This is a genomic window from Pseudomonas sp. FSL R10-0399, from assembly GCF_009600165.1.
Classification (GTDB): Bacteria; Pseudomonadota; Gammaproteobacteria; order Pseudomonadales; family Pseudomonadaceae; genus Aquipseudomonas; species Aquipseudomonas helleri.
Genome location: NZ_WIWK01000025.1, coordinates 36936 through 59016 on the forward strand (window position 1 = coordinate 36936; position 22081 = coordinate 59016).

The 22081-nt window shown below is 58.1% G+C and carries 20 protein-coding genes; 13 read left to right on the plus strand and 7 right to left on the minus strand.

All coding sequences use genetic code 11. The features are described from left to right. Positions 1–17 precede the first annotated feature (17 nt). From GHO41_RS09945 to GHO41_RS09975, 8 genes are all read left to right on the plus strand, one after another. Positions 18–1190, plus strand: a complete 1173-nt coding sequence (locus tag GHO41_RS09945; RefSeq protein WP_153391159.1) for a TerD family protein — start codon at positions 18–20, stop codon at positions 1188–1190. 50 nt (positions 1191–1240) lie between these two features. Further along, positions 1241–2275, plus strand: coding sequence for a TerC/Alx family metal homeostasis membrane protein (locus GHO41_RS09950; RefSeq protein ID WP_153433458.1), 1035 nt, complete (start codon positions 1241–1243; stop codon positions 2273–2275). 112 nt (positions 2276–2387) lie between these two features. Further along, positions 2388–2966, plus strand: coding sequence for a TerD family protein (locus GHO41_RS09955; protein WP_153433459.1), 579 nt, complete (start codon positions 2388–2390; stop codon positions 2964–2966). 472 nt (positions 2967–3438) lie between these two features. Further along, positions 3439–3951 (plus strand): Hcp family type VI secretion system effector, encoded by a 513-nt coding sequence (locus GHO41_RS09960; RefSeq protein ID WP_048372946.1) that lies wholly within the window; start codon positions 3439–3441, stop codon positions 3949–3951. 72 nt (positions 3952–4023) lie between these two features. Continuing rightward, positions 4024–4920 (plus strand): DUF4123 domain-containing protein, encoded by an 897-nt coding sequence (locus tag GHO41_RS09965; protein ID WP_153433460.1) that lies wholly within the window; start codon positions 4024–4026, stop codon positions 4918–4920. Beyond that, positions 4920–7682, plus strand: coding sequence for a toxin VasX (locus tag GHO41_RS09970; RefSeq protein WP_256678716.1), 2763 nt, complete (start codon positions 4920–4922; stop codon positions 7680–7682). The genes GHO41_RS09965 and GHO41_RS09970 overlap by 1 nt, the downstream gene beginning before the upstream one ends. Positions 7683–7684: 2 nt before the next feature. Continuing rightward, positions 7685–8560 (plus strand): hypothetical protein, encoded by an 876-nt coding sequence (locus tag GHO41_RS30305; RefSeq protein ID WP_256678717.1) that lies wholly within the window; start codon positions 7685–7687, stop codon positions 8558–8560. Between the two features lie 389 nt (positions 8561–8949). Further along, a complete protein-coding gene (locus tag GHO41_RS09975; protein WP_256678718.1) occupies positions 8950–9690 on the plus strand; it encodes a hypothetical protein in 741 nt (246 codons plus the stop codon). Positions 9691–9812: 122 nt separating this feature from the next. On the opposite strand, the gene GHO41_RS09980 is transcribed toward GHO41_RS09975, so the two are convergent. After that, complete coding sequence (locus GHO41_RS09980; RefSeq protein WP_153427880.1) at positions 9813–9971, minus strand: DUF2790 domain-containing protein; 159 nt, start codon at positions 9969–9971, stop codon at positions 9813–9815. A 63-nt stretch (positions 9972–10034) separates the two neighbouring features. Here GHO41_RS09980 and GHO41_RS09985 point away from each other — a divergent pair, with 63 nt between their 5' ends. Continuing rightward, entirely contained in the window at positions 10035–10352 is a 318-nt protein-coding gene (locus GHO41_RS09985; protein ID WP_153433462.1) for a hypothetical protein, read from the plus strand. Positions 10353–10828: 476 nt separating this feature from the next. Continuing rightward, the gene (locus GHO41_RS30310; RefSeq protein ID WP_256678719.1) at positions 10829–11455 is read left to right on the plus strand and encodes a hypothetical protein; all 627 of its coding nucleotides are present in this window, start codon (positions 10829–10831) and stop codon (positions 11453–11455) included. On the opposite strand, the gene GHO41_RS09995 is transcribed toward GHO41_RS30310, so the two are convergent. Together GHO41_RS09995 and GHO41_RS10000 are read right to left on the minus strand one after the other, a co-directional pair. Then, a complete protein-coding gene (locus GHO41_RS09995; RefSeq protein ID WP_153433463.1) occupies positions 11452–14628 on the minus strand; it encodes an autotransporter domain-containing protein in 3177 nt (1058 codons plus the stop codon). The genes GHO41_RS30310 and GHO41_RS09995 overlap by 4 nt on opposite strands. A gap of 134 nt (positions 14629–14762) precedes the next feature. Then, a complete protein-coding gene (locus tag GHO41_RS10000; protein WP_048372939.1) occupies positions 14763–15389 on the minus strand; it encodes a LysE family translocator in 627 nt (208 codons plus the stop codon). Between the two features lie 136 nt (positions 15390–15525). Here GHO41_RS10000 and GHO41_RS10005 point away from each other — a divergent pair, with 136 nt between their 5' ends. The 3 genes from GHO41_RS10005 (at position 15526) to garD (ending at position 18861) form a co-directional block, all read left to right on the plus strand. Continuing rightward, positions 15526–16008, plus strand: coding sequence for an Lrp/AsnC family transcriptional regulator (locus tag GHO41_RS10005; protein WP_048372938.1), 483 nt, complete (start codon positions 15526–15528; stop codon positions 16006–16008). 327 nt (positions 16009–16335) lie between these two features. Further along, complete coding sequence (kdgD, locus tag GHO41_RS10010) at positions 16336–17247, plus strand: 5-dehydro-4-deoxyglucarate dehydratase (protein WP_153391155.1); 912 nt, start codon at positions 16336–16338, stop codon at positions 17245–17247. Positions 17248–17307: 60 nt separating this feature from the next. Further along, entirely contained in the window at positions 17308–18861 is a 1554-nt protein-coding gene (gene garD / locus GHO41_RS10015; protein WP_153433464.1) for a galactarate dehydratase, read from the plus strand. Positions 18862–18944: 83 nt separating this feature from the next. Here garD and GHO41_RS10020 read toward each other — a convergent pair whose 3' ends face one another. From GHO41_RS10020 to GHO41_RS10035, 4 genes are all read right to left on the minus strand, one after another. Next, positions 18945–20345: a metallophosphoesterase family protein gene (locus tag GHO41_RS10020; RefSeq protein WP_153433465.1), complete on the minus strand. Its 1401-nt coding sequence runs from the start codon at positions 20343–20345 to the stop codon at positions 18945–18947. A 225-nt stretch (positions 20346–20570) separates the two neighbouring features. Continuing rightward, positions 20571–20972: a biopolymer transporter ExbD gene (locus GHO41_RS10025; RefSeq protein ID WP_048372930.1), complete on the minus strand. Its 402-nt coding sequence runs from the start codon at positions 20970–20972 to the stop codon at positions 20571–20573. Position 20973: 1 nt separating this feature from the next. Beyond that, positions 20974–21690, minus strand: coding sequence for a MotA/TolQ/ExbB proton channel family protein (locus GHO41_RS10030; protein ID WP_153433466.1), 717 nt, complete (start codon positions 21688–21690; stop codon positions 20974–20976). 82 nt (positions 21691–21772) lie between these two features. Next, positions 21773–22081, minus strand: a 309-nt coding sequence (locus tag GHO41_RS10035) for an energy transducer TonB (protein WP_153433467.1), incomplete at its 5' end; no start/stop codon positions are given.

Consider the following 22081-nt stretch of genomic DNA (forward strand, 5'->3'; position numbering starts at 1 on the left):
CCCCTGGTGGTGTGTTTATGACCCTTCTGGCGCCGGGCGCCAACACGGGCGTTAATACGCAAACCTTGAACGTGACCGTCAGCTACAGCCCTGTGCCGTGCGCGGAGCTGGACGTTTCGGCATTCCTGCTCACTGCGTCGGGCAAGGTGCGTGGCGACAACGACATGTGCTTCTTCGGCCAGAAAGCGGTCAACAATGGCGCGGTCAAACTGCTTGAGTCCGGCCCCGGTCGGGCAGTGTTCAGCCTCGACTTGCAGGCAATTGATCCCGCAGTCGACAAAGTCGCATTGACCGCCACCGTTTATGAAAACAAGGCTAAATTCTCGGCATTTCCCCATCTGACCGTGGCGGTAAGCGGCGGCATAGAGGCGCCGATTCCGACGCAGGGCATGGCGGAAACCGCATTGATTTTGGGTGAGTTCTATCGTCGCCAGGGCGCGTGGAAATTCCGCTGTGTCGCTCAGGGCTTTGCTGGCGGCCTGGCCCCCTTGGCGGAACACTTCGGTATGGAAATTGACGCCCCGGTCACGCCATCCCCTGCGCCTGTGGTGCCGGCTCCGGCAACCCGAGTCAACCTGTCAAAGGTCACCCTCGACAAGCAGCGCCCCTCCATCAGCCTCGTTAAAAATGACGGGGATTTCGGCGAGATCAAAATAAACCTCAACTGGAACCGGGCTCCGCAAAACAGCGGCGGCGGTGGCTTTTTTGCAGCGTTGCTCGGCAAATCAGGCGGTATCGATCTGGATGTGGGTTGCCTGTACGAGCTGCAAAACGGCCGCAAAGGCGCCGTCCAGGCCCTGGGTAATGCGTTTGGCGAATTTGCCGATGAGCCGTTTATTCAACTGATGGGCGATGACCGTACCGGAGCCGCCAGCGATGGCGAGTGGCTGCGCATCAATGGCAAACAGTGGCACGCAGTACGACGGGTGCTGGTCTACGCGTTCATCTACAAAGGCGCGCCGAACTGGCAGGCCACTGACGGCGTCATCACTTTGCACATGCCGGGCGAACCGCCCGTCGAAGTGCGCTTGAGCGAAGAGGGCGGTACCAAAGGCATGTGCGCTGTCGTCTTGCTTGAAAACATTGGCGGCAGCGTCAAGGTCAATCGCAAGGTTGAGTTCTACAATGGCCACTCAGACATGGACACGGCCTTTGGCTGGGGCATGCGCTGGGCTGCCGGGTCTAAATGACCGCGATATAACGACCGCCGAAGCTGGCGATTTTGATTTTTGAGGACACCATGGAAAACACGGCAATTGGCTTTCCGCCAACGACCATCGCTGTATTTGTAGCACTTGCGGTCATTGCCCTGGCAATCGATCTGTTTACCCACAAAAGCGATAAACCCGTCACGCTGACCAACGCGGCCTGCTGGTCGATTTTTTGGGTGCTGATCTCACTCGCCTTTGCGGGCTACCTGTATTACGCCCATGGTCCGAGCGTGGCCAGCCTGTTTGTCACCGGTTACGCCCTGGAAAAAGTCCTCAGCGTCGACAACCTGTTTGTGTTCATGGCGATCTTTGCCTGGTTCAAGATCCCGGATGCGTTGCGTCACCGTGTTCTGTACTGGGGCATCATCGGCGCCATCGTGTTCCGCTTGATTTTCGTGGCGATCGGTACTGGGCTTCTGGCTTTTGGCCCATGGGTAGAAGTGCTGTTTGCGGTGATTGTGGCCTGGACTGCGGTCATGATGCTGCGCGGCAATGAAGACGACGAAGACGAAGATTATTCCAAACACGTCGCCTACCGGTTTGCGAAAAAACTGTTCCCGGTGTGGCCAAAGCTGCACGGTCATCAGTTTTTTGTGTCGCGCAGCGTGCTTGAGCAGGAGATCACCAAGCCCGAAAACAAGGGCATGACCCTGGCCAGCAAAGGCGCCTTGTTCGCCACACCGCTGTTTTTGTGTGTGGTGGTGGTTGAAGTCTCGGACATCCTGTTCGCTTTCGACTCCGTGCCAGCCGTCATCGCCGTCAGCCGTGAGCCCCTGATCGTTTACTCCGCCATGATGTTTGCGATTTTGGGCTTGCGGACCATGTACTTCGTACTTGAAGCCCTCAAGCGTTATCTGGTGCACCTGGAAAAATCGGTTATCGCGTTGTTGTTCTTTATCGCCGTCAAGCTGGCGTTGAATGCAACCAACCACCTGTTTGGCCATGGCATCAGCATTGAGCCAAACACCAGCTTGCTGGTGGTGTTGGTGGTCTTGGCTATCGGCATTGCGGCCAGCGTTGTTTTCCCCGGCAAAGAAGAAAAATCGGACGTTAAAAACGGCTGACAGCTTTGCCTTGTTCAACGGCCAGGAGGCGCAGCACACGATGCAGTCGAGGGGGGATGGCTTGGTCTTTCAAGCCGTTCCCATTCAGTTCTTTAAATAAGGATTCACGCACATGGCAGTAAGTCTGAGTAAAGGCGGCAATGTATCCCTGAGTAAAGAAGCACCGGGTCTCACCGAGGTCGTGGTGGGGTTGGGCTGGGATCCACGGGTAACCGACGGCCAGGAGTTCGATCTGGACGCCTCGGTGTTTATTGTTGGCGAGAGCGGCAAAGTGCTGAACGACGGCAGTTTTGTGTTCTACAACAACAAAACCTCACCGGACGGCAACGTTGTGCACCAGGGCGACAACCGCTCGGGCGCAGGCGATGGCGATGATGAGCAAGTGCACGTCAAACTGTCCGGCTTTGCCCCAGACACCAAAAAACTGGTGTTTGCCGTCACCATTCACGAAGCGGCCGGGCGCAAGCAGAGTTTTGGCCAAGTCGCCAATGCGTACATTCGCGTAGTGAACAAGGCGAATGACAAAGAGCTGGCGCGCTATGACCTGAGCGAAGACGCCTCAAGCGAAACCGCCATGATCTTTGGCGAGCTGTACATCAATAATGGCGAGTGGAAGTTCAAAGCCATCGGCCAGGGTTTTGCTGGCGGCCTGGGCCCGTTGGCCGCGTCTCACGGCGTAAACCTGGGCTAATCCCTTACGTTAAAAAAGACCCTCCCCGACGCCGGGCAGGGTCTTTTTTTGTGTTAAATCCCGCAGCCATCCAAAATTTCGCCCTCTGTAGGAGCGAGCTTGCCTCGCGATCTCTTGATTGTTGAGCGTGAGAACATGCTCCTTTCATCGCTGTAGCCGGTCACAAAACTGCACTTAACAACTGCGAAAAAAATTGCGCACTTAAACGCTGTTTTTACACCGAATACTTTGCTGTAGGCCTGATCAACAAAGGGCTCCAGCGAACTGCGCAACTTTTTGCGCAGCAGTGCGCAACACCTTGCGCACTTTTCCCTGATATTTCGCCTAAATCCCCTGTCGATAAACACACGTTCGTCTACAGGCGTTGATCTATAAGGGCTGAACGTTAACTGGCACAACTATTGAACTCTCCTATGGCCGCGCAACGTTTTTGTTTGCCGGGTTATCACATTTTTTGTGCAAGGAGAGCTTCATGGCTACGCCAGCGTATATGTCCATCACCGGTGCAAAACAGGGCCTGATCACATCCGGCGCGTTCACGGCCGATTCAGTGGGTAACACCTATCAGGAAGGGCACGAAGACCAGGTCATGGTTCAAGGTTTCAGCCACGAGGTGATCATCCCGCGTGATCCGCAATCGGGTCAGGCCACCGGTCAGCGTGTTCACAAGCCACTGTGCATCACCAAGGTTTTTGACAAGTCTTCGCCGTTGCTGCTGCAAGCATTGACCTCCGGCGAGCGCATGACCGAAATCGTTATTCAATGGTTTCGGACATCGGCTTCCGGGACGCAAGAGCACTACTACACCACCAAAATTGAAGACGCGATCATCGTCGACATCAAAGACTACATGCACAACTGCCAGGACCCAGCTAACAGCCATTTCACCCACCTGGAAGACGTGCAATTCACTTACCGCAAAATCACCTGGACTCACGAAATAAGCGGTACTTCTGGCTCGGATGACTGGCGCACCCCGGTCTGAGGTTAAACCCAAGTACCCATAAACTTCATCAGCCCGCCTCGGCGGGCTGATGTCGTTCGCAGGAGGCATTCAATGGATACGCGTGATCTTTCGTTGTCGGCAGGTCTACCTGCCGACCTTGAATGGCAAGGACGCTGCGGTTTATTACTGGACGCGGTCAGCCTGATCAAACGCTCCCAACAACTGGCGCAGTGGAACAACCCCTGGGTATTTGAGCCGCTGTACACCGCTTCGACGATGCCGGGTCTTGAAGAGCTGTCACCACGTGTGCTGAAAGTCGAGACGCCGGCTCAGCCCGTGCTCCAACAATTTTTAGCCAAGGCCGAAGAAGAGTGGGGCTACCTGCTGTTTTGTGACGGTGAATGGCCGTCCATGATTGCCCATCTGCGCTGGCTGACCGTGGTCCGCATGCCCCACGAACAGCGTGTGTTTCTGCGTCTGGCAGACCCTTCGGTCATGCATGCATTATTTGCGCTGGCGGTCGAAGCGGGGGATCCCACCCTGTTTGGCCCTTGCCAGCAGATCCTGATCGCCGACGCGGCGCAGGGTGTCTGGCACCTCCATCAGCGCCCCGGCCCTGCGCCCATCCCGCAACAAGGCACGCCTTACTTACTCTCGGAGCAAGAGGCGAGTGCGCTGGATGTCGTCAGTTTTCGCAATGTGGTGCTGCGGCTCGACCGGCATCTACGTCATTACTTTCCTGCGTACCAGGTCCACCTCTCGCCAAGCGAGCGCTGGGCGCATGTTCACGCGTTGGCGAGCATGGCCTATGAGCGCGGCTTTAACAGTGAACTCGACATCACCCTTTACGCCAATGTGCACGGCTACCTCGGCGAACACGCCCTGCGGGACCATCCCGATTTACACCTTCAACTGACCACCGTCTCGGCGCTTACACCTGCGCAACGCATCGAGACAGTGGCCGAAATCGCCCGCTGCCGAGCACTGCACCTGAGAGAGCCCGCCTGATGTCGACCGCCTTCTGGCCCAAAAACCCCAATAACGTCAACCTCTCCCGCGATGATGCGCGAAACAGTATGGGCACGTGCCCGCTGATGAAAACCACCGTGCAGTTGATCCCGCTGCGCTACGCCATCGTCGACAACCCGGCACTCGATCCCGCGAGCGAGGTTGCCATGCCCTACAGCCTCGACGCCCGGCCGCTGGGCATCCGGCTGTTGCGCGATGGCTGGTTGTACGTGATTGAGGGCAGCAGCGGCACCTTGTCCGAGTACCGTATTGAAGACGGTCTGGTCAGCGCCATGCTGTGGCAAGGTCAGGCGGTGTTCGACGACGACCGTGAAGCACCGATCCACGAACCGAGGCTGATTTACGCCAAAACCAGCACGCTGTACGTCACGTATTCCGAAGTCCCGTGGACCGCGAAAAAGTGCCAGCAAGTACTCAATGCGCCATCCGAGCGTAATCACTTTATGCAAGCGGTCGACTTGAACAAGGCCAAGTGCGACACCGGCGGGCCCCATCTGCTGACCCCGGACATGACTGAACATTGGCTGGCCGAAGTCGCGACCGAACGAATCGAGGCAGAGCAACAGAACCCTGGCAGCACCCTGGCCGAGCACACCAACACCACCCAACAACGGCTGGACGCGGAACTGCCCGAGCATGAGCGTTTGCCTTATCTGTGGGAAACGCCCGCGCGTTTCGCCCAAAGCTCCATGAACCGCCTCACCGGCTGCATTCATCCGCAGTACCGGCACGACACGCTGTATCTGGTGCTGGAAGACACCTTGGGGGTCATGCGCGACCTGGCCAATTATCAGGACCACGTGGTTGGCTGGATCGACGACTGGAGCAATGGCGGGGCGAAACAGGGTCACAATGAACGTGATTACGTGCTGGGGTGCTACATCGAATCCCTCAGCCAGCTCAATGCGCTGGATATCAAAACGCTGATCGGTGAGAGCACGGACCCGGCGCACAAAGCGCTGCTGGATGATTTGCTGTGCATGGCTGAGCCGCAGCACGGGGTGACCGATGCCGCGATCATTGAGTACCTCGAAAGAGGTGGCTTGATGACCCCGCCCGCGGGTAGCCCGGTGCCGGCGGAGTTGGAGGTGTTGCGTCAACGGGCGCAGATGCTGGCCAATGAGGACCGCTTAAAAGGCACTGCCATGGGCTCAAATGCTCGAAGCGCTGCAGAAGATGTCGACCGTCGTTTCTACACCTGCGAACATTTCCAGGTCGCCCCGGTGGCTTTTGTCGACTCGCATTTCGAAACCCTGGTTGCCTTGGGCAAGCACCGATTCAATCAAGTTGATGACCTGCTCTACGGCGCAAAATTTGGCCAGCGCGGCGTCAATGACCTGATCGACCGCGAAGCAATGGACCGAGAATTACTCGCCCATCGAGCCGGGCTGGCGCGCTGGAACCACCTGCTCGATGCCATCACTGCCGACCGGGTCAAACTGATGTGCTCGGGCGCGTTTCATAAAGCGGGCTGGTACTTCGACCCGATGGACATCGGCCACGCCGGGCACGCGTTTGCCACTGAATATGCCTGCCTCAAAGACATTTGCCGCAGCGACGACGCTTGTGAACAACTGCTGGCGTACAGCGAGCGAAAGCCGCAATTCAGCCGCCCGCTGTACTACACCTTGCCCTACAGCGACCAAACCTCGTTGTGGGTGCACTACGCGTTTTTGCTAGCTGCGGGCATGGTCCTGTTCAACAACAGCCCTGAACTTCTGGCCCGCCTGCGCAGCATTGAACATAACCGTTTACCGGCGCTGGACGACCTCCCCGACAGTACCCGCTTAGTAGCCAATGCCGCCCTCAACACCCTGACCCCGGCGCTTAATCGCGGGTTGGAAAACGTGCTGGTTAACTTTGACGAGTTCTTCAAAAACAACGCCATGCCCGACGTTGAAGAACTGCTGCGCAAACTGCCCATCGCCCTGAAATCGCGGATAGTACAGGCCGCCAAAACCGAAGGCGTGACGTTTCATTTTGCGACCCCGCAAGAACAGGCCGCGTTACGCGAAACGCTGCATGAAACCTTCAAACTGCGCCAGGAAATAGCCCTGCTTAAAAAGAAGCGGGCCCAATCCAATCGTCAACACGGGCACAAATCTCAGACCTCCCGGGAACTGCTGGAGAAAATTCAATACGACAGCCAACGGCTGGATCTGGAGCAAAGACGGCTGGCAGCCAGCCTTAGCCCCATCCCGGAATTGCCGGATGAACATGCACGGATTTTCGGTTCGACACAGGGCAAAGCAGGGCTGACGGTGATCTTCCCGAATGAAGGCAAACGGCAAGTGGCCGGGTTGATGGATAACTTTCGTAAAGGTGTCCATCGCGCGCCGGTGATGAACGTGCTGGGGGATGGCGCGGCGTCGTTGCTGTTTGTGGCGCAGGCGGTGAATTTGGTGCAGGTGATTAAAGAGACAATGGCTGTTTCGAGTGATAAGAGAGTTTGGATGCCTCTTGCGAGTGCTTTATTTGCAACGGGTGCTTCAGGATTTGCAGCTGCTCAAGGCGTGTTCGATACGGCGCTAAGCGCTCAGGTTAAAAAGCTAGGAGATGGTTTGGCTCGAACCTCGCTCAGTCGGCTGCAAGTCACGATGGGCAAGTTGCATGTTGGATTGGGGGGGGTAGTTATTTATTTGGTTTTATTGCTGCTGTTATCAGCCTTAAGAACTACCACAGTAATTGGTTGCAAGCAGTCCGTAGCGGGAATCGAGGCGCTCAAAGCGGAGCTTTGCTAACGATGGTTGCCGCAGGTGGTCTGGCGGCCAGCAATGCTTATGGGGTTGTTAATACAGTACGGGCAGGACTAGATTTATTAAATGCTGCTAAAGGGACTGCCCGGGAGGCGGCATGGAAAGTTGCTGGTACTCGGCTAAGCAGCGTCTTTTTCCGCTTTAACTGGGCCGGTGCGTTCTTTACGGTATTGGAATTGGCAGGTACTTGGCTGTACAACCGCTACAACACCAGCGGCCACGATTGTTGGCTGCAAAGTACCCCGTGGGGGCTTGAGGCAGATAAACGTGAAAATTTAAGCCTTCAAGAATTTCAGCATTACTTGAAGTTGCAGCAGCAGGCGCCTTTCGTAGAAATCAAACGTTCAGACGATGAACCTTTTTGGCAAAGCATGCTTGCCGGTGCCAATCCGGGTGAAATATTCGTGATCCTGCCGGGGCTGACGCTGGCTGATTATCAAGACAGGCTGGACGGGCGGGCCAGTCATGGTCTTAAGATCGGCGCACAGCGAATTACAACGTTTCTTCGTGGGGATCGGGGTGTTCCCATGGAGCAGCGCGAGGTTGTAACCGAGCAGGTGCAGGCAGGGTTGTATCGTATGGTGAGCAAGCCCGAAAAAGTACAGAGCGTGCCAGCACCCTTATTGATCAAGCTGACTTATCCACGCAACCCTGAGCGTGTTATTGGCAATATTTCCGAGGAGTTATTGATTGAGCTTGAGCTCCAGTCTTTAGATGACGAGGGGCAATTGGTTCGGCGTAATTACCGTATTCGCTTTAATCCTCTTGAAGGCGGGCGCTTTCTCTCGGCGAAGCAGCATTTCGATTCGAACGTACAAATGCCTTTGTTGGGGATTGATGTCATGGCAATGGAGTCTTTGTAATGAAGTCTTCCATATCGACATCACCTCAACAATCAGTTGAAGCCCCCCAAAAAAAAGCGGGTGACATAGAGCTTTGTCTTGCAGGGCGACAAACTTATTTGGCCCCTTTACCGCTGCCCACTGCGGCAGATCCGTGCTGTCCCTATATCAGTGACTACAACGATACTTACTTGGACTTTGGAGGAGGGGAGCCAAATGTTTACTCGTATCAAATATGGCTGGGAGGACCATTTAGTTGTGCTTGTTTTTCTGCTTTTGGTTTCCCTCTATTGCTCTGGTTAATTGGGTTAGCTTTAGGCTATAGCTCTGATGAGAGTCTTGACTTTTCACTGGAGTACTTCGTGTTTGCCTGGAAATATTCGGCTTTCATGTGGCTAGCTGGATCAGCTATGTGCTTTTACGTCTGGCTCCAAGCCCACAAACTCTTCACCAACGTCATCCCCACCCGCTTCAACCGCCAGCGGCGCGAAGTCTGTTTTATGCCTGACGGCGCCACAGAACCCTTGTTCGTCCCTTGGGAATCTCTGTCTGCCTGGGTGGTTCAAGGCCAAAGCGCGACGCAATACGGCGTGACCCGCCATTACGGGATGGGCATGGGCTTTGTGCATGAAGGCGAGTTGGTCAGTGTCGAATTCCAGTGCGGCGCTCTGCAACTGGCGATTGCCAATTGGGAGGCCGTGCGCGGCTACATGGAGTACGAACTCAACGACCTGCACGCCATCCAGGACCCGCTGGAACTTCAGGCTCCCGGCGACCCGCCCCATGAAGGCCTGCACACGTTTCGCAATGCTCGCGCCAGTTTGCATCGGCGTATCCGGGAGAAAGAAGTGGGGTGGATCTTCGGCTTTTTTTGGTACGTCTACCACGTCATGACGTTATGGACCCTGCCCAACCATTTGGTTGAGTGGGAGATAAAACGCATCGCCAAGGTCGGCCGTAAAGCGCTGCCCGAGGCGATGCGTGAATGGTCCGAGCCGTTGCCGCCCGAGCAATGGGCCAAGCCTAGTGCCGAGCTGCTCCGCATGAGTGCCAAGGTTAAAGTGTTGATCAAGCGATCACCGAGCAAGCCTATTACTGAGGTGTTTGCTGAGGCGTATCGCAGCGAGCCCAACTCGCGGCAGCGTGGTTAAGCGGCTATGACGACTCAAATCACTGGGCTGCAACGTGTTCAAACAGAGCCCCCGGTATGCGGCAATGCTGTTCACTTATGCAATTTCTGCCTCTGTGGGAGCGGGCTTGCTCGCGATGGTCGTTAACGATGATGCGTATTTGCCGAGTAAATGAGGCGCTCTTGAGAGCATCGCGAGCAAGCCCGCTCCCACACTTGATAGTCTTCATAAGTCATTTTTGCCGGAATTACTTCACCTACATAGGTCACAGGCGACACGTTAATGACTTTAGTGATGTCCAGGTAGACAGCCCCATTGGAGTAAGTGCAATCAAATGTTTATTTGAGGGGGGGCGAGCTTTTGCCGTGGAGCAGGTGCAGGCAGGGTTGTATCGAATGGTGAGCACGCCCGAAAAAGAACAGAGCGGGCCAGCCCCCTTGATGATCAAGCTGACTTATCCACGCAACCCTGAGCGTGCTATCGGGAATATTTCCGAGGAGTTATTGATTGAGCTTGAGCTCCAGTCGTTAGATGACGCGGGGCAATTGGTTCGGCGTAATTACCGTATTCGTTTCAATCCTGTTGAAAGCGGACGCTTTCTCTCGTCAAGGCAGCATTTCGCATCGAACGTGGAAATGCCTTTGTTGGGGGTTGATGTCATGGCATTGGAGCTTTTGCAATGACCACTTCCAAGTCGATATCACCTCAGCAGCCAGTGGAAGAACCACCCAAAAAAGCGGGTGACATTGAGCTTTGTGTTGGCGGGAGACAAACCTACTTGGCTCCTTTGCCGCTGCCCACAGAGGCAGATCCTTGCTGTCCTTATATCAGTGAATACAACGACCTTTACTTGGACTTTGGGGGAGGGGAGCCGAATGTATTCTCTTATCAGGTTAATCTAGGCGGTCCGTTTACTTTTCTATGTCTGATAGCTTTCGGCATCCCACTAATTGCCGGTCTAGGCTTTGCATTTCTCGGCAGTGGTTTTGAGGATGCGTGGTATGCAGTTATTGACTCATTCTTCGCAGCACTGCCTATCGCTATTAGTGGGTGGCTTGGATCCTCAGCCCTTTGCTTCGCCATCTGGCTCCACCACCACAAACTCTTCACCAAAGTCATCCCCACCCGCTTCAACCGCCAACGCCGTGAAGTCTGTTTTATGCCCGACGGCGCCACACAACCCTTGTTCGTCCCTTGGGAATCCCTGTCTGCCTGGGTAGTTCAAGGCCAAAGCGCGACGCAATACGGCGTGGCCCGCCACTACGGGATGGGCATGGGCTTTATGCATGAAGGCGAGTTGGTCAGTGTCGAATTCCAGTGCGGCGCTCTGCAATTGGCGATTGCCAATTGGGAGGCCGTGCGCGGCTACATGGAGTACGAACTCAACGACCTGCATGCCATCCAGGACCCGCTGGAACTTCAGGCTCCCGGCGACCCGCCCCATGAAGGCCTGCACACGTTTCGCAATGCCCGCGCCAGTTTGCATCGGCGTATACGGGAGAAAGAAGTGGGGTGGGTCTACGGCTTTTTTTGGTACGTCTACCACGTCATGACGTTATGGACCCTGCCCAACCACTTGGTGGAATGGGAGATAAAACGCATCGCCAAGGTCGGCCGTAAAGCGCTGCCCGAGGCGATGCGTGAATGGTCCGAGCCGCTGCCGCCCGAGCAATGGGCCAAGCCCAGTGCCGAGTTGCTACGTTTGAGCGCCAAGGTCAAGGCGCTGGTCAAACGATCACCCCGGCGAGCGATAACGGAGATTTTCGCCGAGGTGAACAGGCCTTAAAACGTGTACTGGTACTGCGCCGTGACGCCTTGTTCGTGTGAGCGTTTACCGCGTTGATCATTCAGGTTCAGGCTTAACGTGCTGCCCCGCGAAAGGCGTGCTACCGCACCGAGGTCCAGTTGCACGGTGCTGCTGAGTGGGGCGCCGGCAATGCGCTGGCTGCTGGCGCCCTGCCAGGCAACCTGGGTGGTGGGTTGCAGGTCGCCGCTGGCGTGGGTGTAGGCCAGGCCTGCGTTGAAGCTCAACCACGATGGGCCGATCTGACGCTGGCTCAGGTCAACCGTGAAACGCACGCCCGCGGTGCTCAAATTGACCGCGCTGCTGCTTTTACTGCCCTGCAAGGCGCTCTGGCCGCCACGCTCTCTAAACCCCTCGTTGCACACTCGTACATGGGCCAGTTGCACATAGGGTTGCAGCGCCCAGGCGTCGTAGTTCAAGCGGTAATTGCCTTCGATAAAAAGCTGTCGGGTGTGGCTGAGGTAATTGGCCGAGAGGCCTTCATCGATGTCGGCAAAACTGACCCGGCGCTTGCTCTGTATCGTGTTGCGCGCATAGGCCAGGCCGCCGTAAAGCCCGAACGCGTTCCAGGTGTGACCCGCATGCAGGCCGAACTGGACAGTGTCGAGCGAGGCTTTGCCTGCGCTCCCGGTGTTGACACGGCCTTGGCTGTTGGCGAACAGCAGCCCCGCGCGCGTGCCCTGTTCGAACCCATGGTCGGCGCCGATCATGACCCCGGTGTTGCTGTGGCTGACTTTCGCGGCGTTGCCATCGCCGTCGAGTCGACCGTTTTGATTTAACGCCTGTACCCACAGGCCAGAAGGCGACAGGCCCGATGCGCGGGTGAGGGCGGCATCCCGTATAACGTGGCTATTTTCCAGCACCACCGACTGGGTGCTGGCATACAGTTCGCCGCTGAGCTGGTCCAGCGCCCGTTGCGCCGGCTCCGGGAACAGTGAGGTCAGGCGCTGTGCCAAAGGTGCAGACATGGGCAGTGCATCGGCAGCCTTGGCCATGGCGCGCTGGTTGGCGCTATTGGCTGCCGACACCAACGGCAGGCCACGGCTGACATCAACCGATAACTGCTCGGCCTCGTGGATTTGGGTGAACCCGAGAAACGGTGAAAACGCCTGATGATCCAGCGCGTCGTATCGGCCATTAATCCCCGCGTCAGCCTGCAACACACGGTAGCGCTGACCCAGGGCGAACACATTCGGCGCAGGCGCCAAACGCAATGTACCGCCTTGCAAATGGGCCGTGCCCGTGACTTGTAGCGCAGGCAGGCCAGGGTTTAAGCCGGGACGGGCGATCAAGGTTGAGCCGGCCTGTTGCTGGTAATCGCCGTTTACCGTCAAGGCCCGGTGTTCGCTGCCCGGCATGAGCGTGCCCTGCACGTGGGTGTGGGATAGTTCGCCGTCACCACTGAGCAAACCGGCCGCACCGACCCAGGTCGTGGCGTCGGTCACCTGGCCGTTGATCTGCGCGATGCCGCCGTTAACGTTGAGCGCAGAACCATGCAAGGCGCCATTGAGCCGCAGCAATCCGCCTTCAACCGTGATGTCGCGGGTGAGGTGGTTGGTGCCGTCGAATTCCAGAATGCCCTGGTTGAGGGTCGCACCGGCAAAACGGTTATTGCCGCTCAGGCGCAGCCAGCCGACACCGTCTTTGTTCAGCCGCCCCGGGCCGCCGATATCATTGCGCCAATCGTCCCAGGCACCACCCTGCCAGACCACGGCGCCGCCTGCGCGACGGTCCATCTGTACGTGGGTGTCGACCCGCAGTTGCCCCGGCCCGTCAATGGCCTTTTTCAGGTCGATCAGCCCCCAGCCATAGACCTCATCGACACCGGGCGCGCCGAGGTCTTGAGCGGTTGTCAGCAACACATCACGGATTTGCGGGTTGTCCAGGTACGGGAAGCGCTCCATCAACAACCCCAGCGCGCCCGTCACATGCGGGGCGGCCATGGAGGTACCCGACCAGGTTTCATAACCAAAAACAGGCCGGTCGCCTGTCACTTCAAAGCCATTGACCTCGCCGTCTTCGTCGTACCACTTGTTGGCGTCAATTTCGCCGCTGACTACCGACGAAGCAATAGCGGTCCCGGGGGCTGCTACGCACCAGTCCATGCTGTAGCCACAGCGAAATGAGCCGGGTGAAAGGGTCAGGTTTTTGTCCACATTAACCACGCTCAGCCAGTACGGCTCAAGGCCCGCAATGGCCAGCGGTAGCGTCGCGAGAACACCCGCCATGGGGGCTTGTTCAGGTGAGAGGTTTGGCGAGCTTGTATTACCGGCCGCCCAGACCTGGAGCAGGCCGAAATCCAGCGAGCCCTGAGCCACGGAGCGTCCGACGCCTGCACGGTGTTTTGCCAGCGCTGCCGTCAGTTGATCAAGGTCGGCGAAGCGGTCAGAGAGGTTCCAGCTATGGTTAATCGCGCGTACGTTCTGCGCGTGCATTTGCTTATAGGTGGGCGTGGATGTGTCGAAATGGCCCGGTTCAATGCTCTGGGTTTTTTTGTACACGGGAGGAAGAAAGTTATAGGTGTTGCTGAAAATCCGCACCGTGTTCAGCGCGGCACCATAGGCCACGCCGTGTGTGCCCACGCCATCGCGATTAGCCAGCATTGTGCCCGCCACATGGGTGCCGTGCGCTTCATATTCGATGCCGGCCATGTCGAGGTAATCGTTCAAGTCATCGCTTGAAAGATCGCCAATGGAAACCAGGTAGTGCAGCGCCTCCAATACGTCTGGCGGCAGGTCGTTATAAACGACCTGGGCACGATCCCCGTTGCTGAAAAAGCAGCCATCAGCTAGCTCGGTGGGCAGCTTCTCACGGGTGCAACCGGGGTCTGCCAAACGGGTAGCACGATGGTCTTTGCCTGCGAACTCACCGTGGCGAAGGTCGACACCGGAGTCGAAAATACCCAGATTCACCCCGCGGCCACTTAGCCCGCGCGCATAGGCGGCGTCTGCACCGATGGCTTGCAGGCCCCAATCCTGAGTGAATTCCTGGCTGTGCCAACTGGCGGCGTCGTGCAGGCGGCCTTGTTCGTGATAGGCAAGACCGTGTGCTGGCAGCGTCCATAAGCCCGCCAACAGGCCCAGGGTGAGGGTGTTCGCGGGCAATGAGCAGGCGCTCGGCAGTGCTCGCCGCCGAGATTGCGGTACGTTCGACATGGGGATCCTTTGCGTGATTGCTGACGCTGCGTAGCGTGGGCAATCTGCAACAGGATGCGTATCGGACGCGGCGGGGTTGGCCGGGAGAGAGGTCCGGGAGTGTCGTAGGGCAAAACGATTATTCAGGGCGCTTCTTACAGATTCTGCGCCAGCATGGCCAGCGCTGCACCCAGCATCATCAACGCCGCGCCTCTAAACAGGTAGTGTTGAGCGCGCGGGCTGGCGAGCAAGTGGCGGATGCGCACCGCGCCCAGCACAAACAGACCGCCGACGATAAACAGCACCGCGATGGTCAACGGCACCAGCACGACGCCCCACGTGTGCAGCGACACCGACTCCAGATTGATGACCAGCGGCAACAGCGCCAGGTAGAACGCGATGGTTTTCGGGTTGCCCAGCGTGATGGTCAGGCCGGACAGCCAGGCGCTGAACAGCTCGCGCTTGTTGATCGGCCGACCTAGCACCACCGGCTGCGGTTTCGCCCACCAGAACTGCCAGGCCAGATAGCCCAGGTAAACTGCCGCACACGCTCGCACCAAGACAAACAAAGCGTCGAAGTAGTGGGCGATCAGGCTCAGGCCAAACACCGCGAAGGACAAATACACCAGGTCGCCCAGGATCAATCCAGACAATAAACTGAAGCCGGGCAGGGCGCCGCCACTTACGCTGCGTGCAACCAGAGCGGCCATGCCGGGGCCCGGTATGGCCGCGGCGACGCCCAGTGCGGCGGTGTATGTCAGTGCTTGAGAGAGTTCGAGCATGATCCGGATTCATCCTTGGCTGAGGGTGTGTGTCAATAAGCATATCCCGCAGGCGCTGGATAAATTGGTCTGTTTCGGTTGCCGGTTGGCTGAATTGGGGTAAAATTTACCCCTGAAAATAATCCACGGGGTATTTATGACCGAACAGAGCTTGAGCGCCATTGACGCCAAAATTCTTGCCGCCTTGCAGCAGGATGGGCGCACCACCAATCAGACCCTGGCCGATGGTATCGGCATGTCGGCTTCGCCTTGCTGGCGGCGGGTACGACAACTGGAAGAGCACAAGGTCATCCAGGGCTATCGCGCGGTGCTGGACAGACGCAAGATCGGCCTCGGCGTGCTTGTGTTTGTGCGGGTCACCATTGACCGCCACAGCGAAGTCGAAGCGCGCAAGTTTGAGCAGGAGGTCATGGCCCTTGAAGACGTGGTGGCCTGCTACAGCATTGGCGGCGATGCGGATTTTCTGCTGCAAGTGGTCTCGCGGGACCTGGACACCTTTGCCGACTTTGCCATGTCGGTCATCCGGCGCCTGACCGGGATCAAAGAGATGCAAAGCATGTTTGTGCTCAAGGAAATCAAGCCGTTTATGGCGTATCCGGTCAAAGGCCCCAAGGGATGAGGCGTTGTGATCGTACAACATCGCGGCTTGTTTAATGGCATGCCCGGTTGGCACTCACGAGGCACGAATCTGCGCGGGACCGCAAAGCGCTATCATCGCTGTACGCACTTAAATCCGCAGATTTAGCCTTTCTGATATTTATTTCATCCAGCGTTTGACCGCTCTAATACGGCCCTTGGCCTATGGCTATTGAGCGGCCAAGGCGCCTCTGTGGGCGTGATTTCAATAAGAGGGATTGACGATAATGTTAATAGTTGTACGATGACGTACGACAAAGCTAAGTGCTGCCATCCTTATCCCCACAACACGTCCCAGGGTGTTCGAATAATGAATCCACAAGAACTGAAGTCCATCCTCTCGTCTGGCCTGCTGTCTTTTCCGCTCACCGATTTCAATGCTCAGGGTGATTTTCACCGTGAGGGCTACATCAAGCGCCTGGAATGGCTGGCCCCGTATGGCGCGTCTGCCTTGTTCGCGGCAGGCGGCACCGGTGAGTTTTTCTCTCTGGCGGCCAGCGAATACTCGCAAGTGATCAAAACTGCGGTCGATACCTGCGCCACCAGCGTGCCGATTCTGGCCGGTGTCGGCGGTTCTACCCGTCAGGCCATCGAATACGCGCAAGAAGCCGAGCGCCTGGGCGCCAAAGGGCTGCTGTTGTTGCCGCACTACCTGACCGAAGCCAGCCAGGACGGTGTTGCCGCCCACGTCGAGGCGGTGTGCAAGTCGGTGAACATCGGTGTGGTGGTCTACAACCGTAACGTCTGCCGTTTGACCGCACCGCTGCTGGAGCGTCTGGCAGAACGTTGCCCGAATCTGATCGGCTACAAGGACGGCCTGGGCGACATCGAACTGATGGTCTCGATCCGCCGTCGCCTTGGTGATCGCTTCAGCTACCTCGGCGGTTTGCCGACGGCAGAAGTCTACGCCGCGGCTTACAGAGCGCTGGGCGTGCCGGTTTACTCTTCGGCGGTGTTCAACTTCATCCCGAAAACCGCGATGGAGTTCTACCACGCCATTGCCCGCGAAGATCACGACACCGTGGGCAAACTCATCGACGACTTCTTTCTGCCGTACCTGGACATCCGCAACCGCAAAGCGGGCTACGCCGTGAGCATCGTCAAGGCCGGGGCGACCATTTCTGGCCACAGCGCAGGCCCGGTGCGCGCTCCGCTGACTGATTTGTTGCCGGAAGAATACGAAGCGCTGGCCGCCTTGATCGACAAGCAAGGCCCGCAATAAACAATGCCCAAGGCCGCTGAGCAATCAGCGGCCTTTTGCGTAAAACCAAGGAGCGGGCTTATGACGTTGATTGAACATGCCGACTCGCCGCGCACCATCCGCCTGCATGCGCGGGATAACGTGGCCGTGGTGGTGAATGACCAGGGTGTGCCTGCCGGTACCGAGCTGGCGGATGGCCTGGTGACTCTGGACTTTGTGCCGCAAAGCCATAAGGTCACGCTGGTCGATATACCCCAGGGCGGCGAAGTGATTCGCTATGGGCAAACCATTGGCTACGCCTTGCAGCCGATTGCGCGGGGGCGTTGGGTCAATGAAGACCAACTGCGCATGCCCACCGCGCCACCGCTAGACAGCCTGCCGCTGGCCACCGAGGTACCGGCCGCACAGGCGCCCCTTGAAGGGTTTACGTTCGAGGGTTATCGCAACGCCGACGGCACCGTGGGCACGCGCAATATTTTGGGCATCACCACCACCGTGCAGTGCGTGACCGGGGTGCTGAACCATGCGGTCAAGCGCATCCGTGACGAACTGCTGCCGCATTACCCGAACGTCGATGACGTGGTGGCGCTAACCCACAGCTACGGTTGCGGCGTGGCGATCAGTGCCACCGACGCTTACATCCCGATTCGTACCGTGCGCAATCTGGCGCGCAACCCCAACCTGGGCGGCGAAGCGCTGGTCATCAGTCTGGGCTGCGAAAAACTTCAGGCCGGGCAGGTGATGCACGACAACGACCCTTCGGTGGACCTCAGCGAGCCGTGGTTATACCGCTTGCAGGAGGCGAGCCACGGCTTTACCGAAATGATTGAACAGATCATGGCGTTGGCCGAAACCCGCTTGCAGAAGCTCGATCAGCGTCGCCGCGAAACAGTGCCGGCCAGCGAACTGATCCTCGGCATGCAATGCGGCGGCAGCGACGCGTTCTCCGGGATCACCGCCAACCCGGCATTGGGCTACGCGTCGGACCTGCTGTTGCGGGCCGGGGCGACGGTGATGTTTTCTGAAGTCACCGAAGTGCGCGATGCGATTTACCTGCTGACCTCGCGGGCGCAAAGCCAGGCGGTTGCCCAGGAACTGGTGCGTGAAATGGACTGGTACGACCGTTACCTGGCCAAAGGCGAGGCTGACCGCAGCGCCAACACCACGCCGGGCAACAAAAAAGGCGGGTTGTCGAATATTGTCGAAAAGTCGCTGGGTTCTATCGTCAAGTCCGGCAGCAGTGCGATCAACGGCGTGCTCGGCCCAGGCGAACGCTTTATCCACAAAGGACTTATTTTTTGTGCCACCCCGGCCAGTGACTTTGTTTGCGGCACCTTGCAACTGGCGGCCGGAATGAACTTGCACGTGTTCACCACCGGCCGTGGCACTCCGTATGGTCTGGCCATGGCGCCAGTGGTGAAAGTCTCGACCCGCACCGAGCTGGCGCAGCGCTGGCCGGACCTGATCGACATCGACGCCGGGCGCATCGCCACCGGGCGGGCGAGCATCGAGGAGCTGGGTTGGGAGTTGTTCCACTATTACCTGGACGTGGCCAGCGGCAAAAAACACACCTGGGCCGAACAGCACAAACTGCACAACGACCTCACCCTGTTCAACCCGGCGCCCATTACCTGAATCCAACGCATCACCCACTGTAGGAGCGAGCTTGCCTCGCGATCTTTTAAACATTCAAAAGATCGCGAGACAAGTGAAGGGGTTTACTTACCCCGCGAACTGCACGGGTAACCATCCGGGCCCGCCGTGCCGGTGCAGGCCCGTTCAGCAGGCAGGGACTTTACTGGCTCGCTCAGGTGGTTACGGTTTTGCGCATCTCGCTCCAGGTCAAACGCGTCATACAGCTTGCCCGCGGCGGTGTAGCTGCGCACTTCAAGGCGTGAGTCCTGCACGTCGATGGTCTGATACAACTGGGTTTCTTCAGCGCTGCGGTCCGGTTGCAGGTGCGCCCGGTCATTGAGCCCGTACATCTTCGACCCCGCCACCGAGACCATGTACACCGGGCCCTGCACCTTGCCGCTGGCACGGTCGGCGCGGGAGGCCGCACGCCCGGCTTCGCTGGTCACGCGGCTGTAGCAATGGTCATGGCCTTGCAGCACCAGATCCACCTTGTAGCGCTCAAATAACGGCTTCCAGGCGGCCTTCAATGGTTCGGTGTCTTCGGGGCGGGCGCAGGTGAAAACGGGCTGATGGTTGACCACAATATTCCAGCGCGCCGGGCTGTTTTTCAGGCTGTTCTCAAGCCATGTTGTTTGCTCGGCCAAGGTGCCCATGTCGAGGGCCGCTGTGCCATCCAGCACGATAAAACGCACGCCCTGGTAATCCATCACATACGTGGTGTTCTTCAAGCCCGGCACGCCGTTGTCCGGCAGCGCGAACTGACGATTCCAGTGCGGGCTCAGGGTGCGGCTTTCACTGCCATCAGGGTGTGTCCCGTCCAGGTATTCGTGGTTTCCGATGGCCACCACCTGCGGGATCATCCCGTAGTTATAGCCACCGGCCTGGTTCCACTCGCCCCATTGGTCGTCATGCACCAGGTCATCGCGTTGCGACACCAGATCCCCGGCATGCACGATCAGCGCAGGGTTGGCCACACTTCTCAGGGCCTGGCGAATGCTGCGCGAGGCCAGTGACAGAATGTCGTTTTGCACATCGCCCATGTAGATAAAACTGAATGGCTTGAACGTCTCGGCAGCAGTACGAAACTGCAGCCACTCGCTCCAGCCTTCAGCACCTTTGACCCGGTACACGTAGGCGGTGTCTGGCTGTAAATCGTGCAGGCGCACCTGGTGGTAAAGGGCCGGACCGTTTTCAGTGTCCAGGCTCAGTTGAGTCCCTTCCAGCGTATTAGCAGCCTTGGCCAGTTGCGGGCCGTCGAGGGCGACCGCCAGTTGCAATTGGCTGGCTTGCTGATGAGTGTCGGTGCGAAAGGTCACGGCCATTTCCCGCGCAGGATTGGCCCCCGGCGTCAGCACAATCCGGTCCGCCAGACCGCTGGCGGCATAGGGTGTACCGGGTGAATGGGGCAGGGGTGACGCGGGGCTGGCCGCTGCACTGTTGATCACAGAAAACAGCGCGAGGGCGAGCAGCGTTGGACGAATCATGGAGCCTCCTTGAGTGGCGAAATGCGCCCAAGGAAACAAAGCTGCGTGACATCGGGATGACGGTCGGGGGTCGATTTAGCTCGGTTTTCACCGGCTTTTTTGTGCTTTAAAGCAGGGGAGGATTAAACGTTGAGCTCCGGCGGGTCATTTAAGATCAAGCCCATTGGCAGGAGCGAGCGTGCCCGCGATCTTTTGGTCCCTAAAAGATCGCGAGGCAACCCCTGTTTATTTGGCCGTGATCACCGCCAGCTTGGTAATGCCGGCCTTTTCAATCGAGGCCATGAGCTTGGCCACTTCGCCGTAGCTCACCCCGTTGTCGGCCTGCAACTGCACGCGCACATCCGGGTTTTTCGCCTTGGCATCTTGCAGGCTGACTTCCAGCAGGTCTGGTTGAATTTCGTCCTTGTTGATGTACACCTTGCCCTTGTCGTCGATGCTCACCACCACCGGATCCTTTTGCTCAATCGGGGCCACGGCCTCGGTTTTCGGCAGATTGATCGGGATTGCGTTGGTCAGCAGCGGTGCAGTGACGATAAACACCACCAGTAGCACCAGCATCACGTCGACCAGCGGCGTGACGTTGATTTCACTCAGGACTTCATCGTTGTCTTGGGTTGAAAAAGCCATCTTAAGACGCCTCCTTTACTTTGCTCGCACCGGCTGCGGTGTTCAGCACCGGGTGCAAATGCACGCGGAACGCGCTCTTCTGGGCCAGGCTGTAGAAGTCGTGAGCAAAGTCATCGAGGTCGGCTGCGGTCAGTTTCAGGCGACGCAAAAAGTAGTTGTACACCAGCACCGCAGGCACCGCGACGGCGATCCCGACGCCGGTCGCCACCAGTGCCGCACCAATCGGCCCGGCCACGGTTTCAAGGCTGGCAGAACCCGCAGCACTGATGCCTTTCAAGGCCGACATGATGCCCCACACGGTGCCGAACAGACCGATAAAAGGCGAGGTGCTGCCGATACTGGCGAGGATCGCCAGGCCGGTTTCCAGTGAGCGGCGTTCGCGCACGATCTGCTGGCGCAGTGAGCGCTCCAGGCGGTCCTGATGGTTGATGGCGTGAGCAAGGTCATTGGTTTGCTGGGTGTCAGACACCTGGATCGCGGCATAACCGGCCTGGGCAACACGGGCAGCGGCACCTGGTGCGGTGCTGGCCAGTTCGGCTGCGGAGTCGAGGCTGGTGGCGGCCCAGAATTGCTTGAGGAAGCGGCGGTCCTGGCTTTTAAGGCGGCCGAACTGCACGCCTTTGAGCAAGAACAGGCCCCACGTGGCGACCGAGAAAATAATCAGCAGCCAGATGACCGCGTGTTCGATGGATTCAAAAGGGGAAGCGATCAGGTTCATGGTGTGGCTCTCCAACAAAGGCGTTAAGTCAGTAGTGCGATGCGCCTTTTGTCAGGTAGCCCGCTGGAACAATCAGGTTCAGTTATTTGATTTTGAAGTCGATGGGTACGCTGACCCAGCCGTCCTGGGCCACGTCGCCCTGTTTGGCCGGGACGAAACTCCAGCGTTTGACGGCCGCCAGGGCGGCGTCATCGAGCTGGGTACGACCGCTGCTTTTTTGTATCTGGATCTCGCCCGGTTTGCCGCTGGCCAACACGTGCACGCGCAGCAACACCGTGCCTTCCCAACCGCGACGCATGGCCAGCGACGGGTATTCCGGCGCCGGGTTATGCAAATAACCGGCGTTGGCCGAGGCCGGTGTCACCGGTTTTGGCGCAGGTGGTGCCGGTGG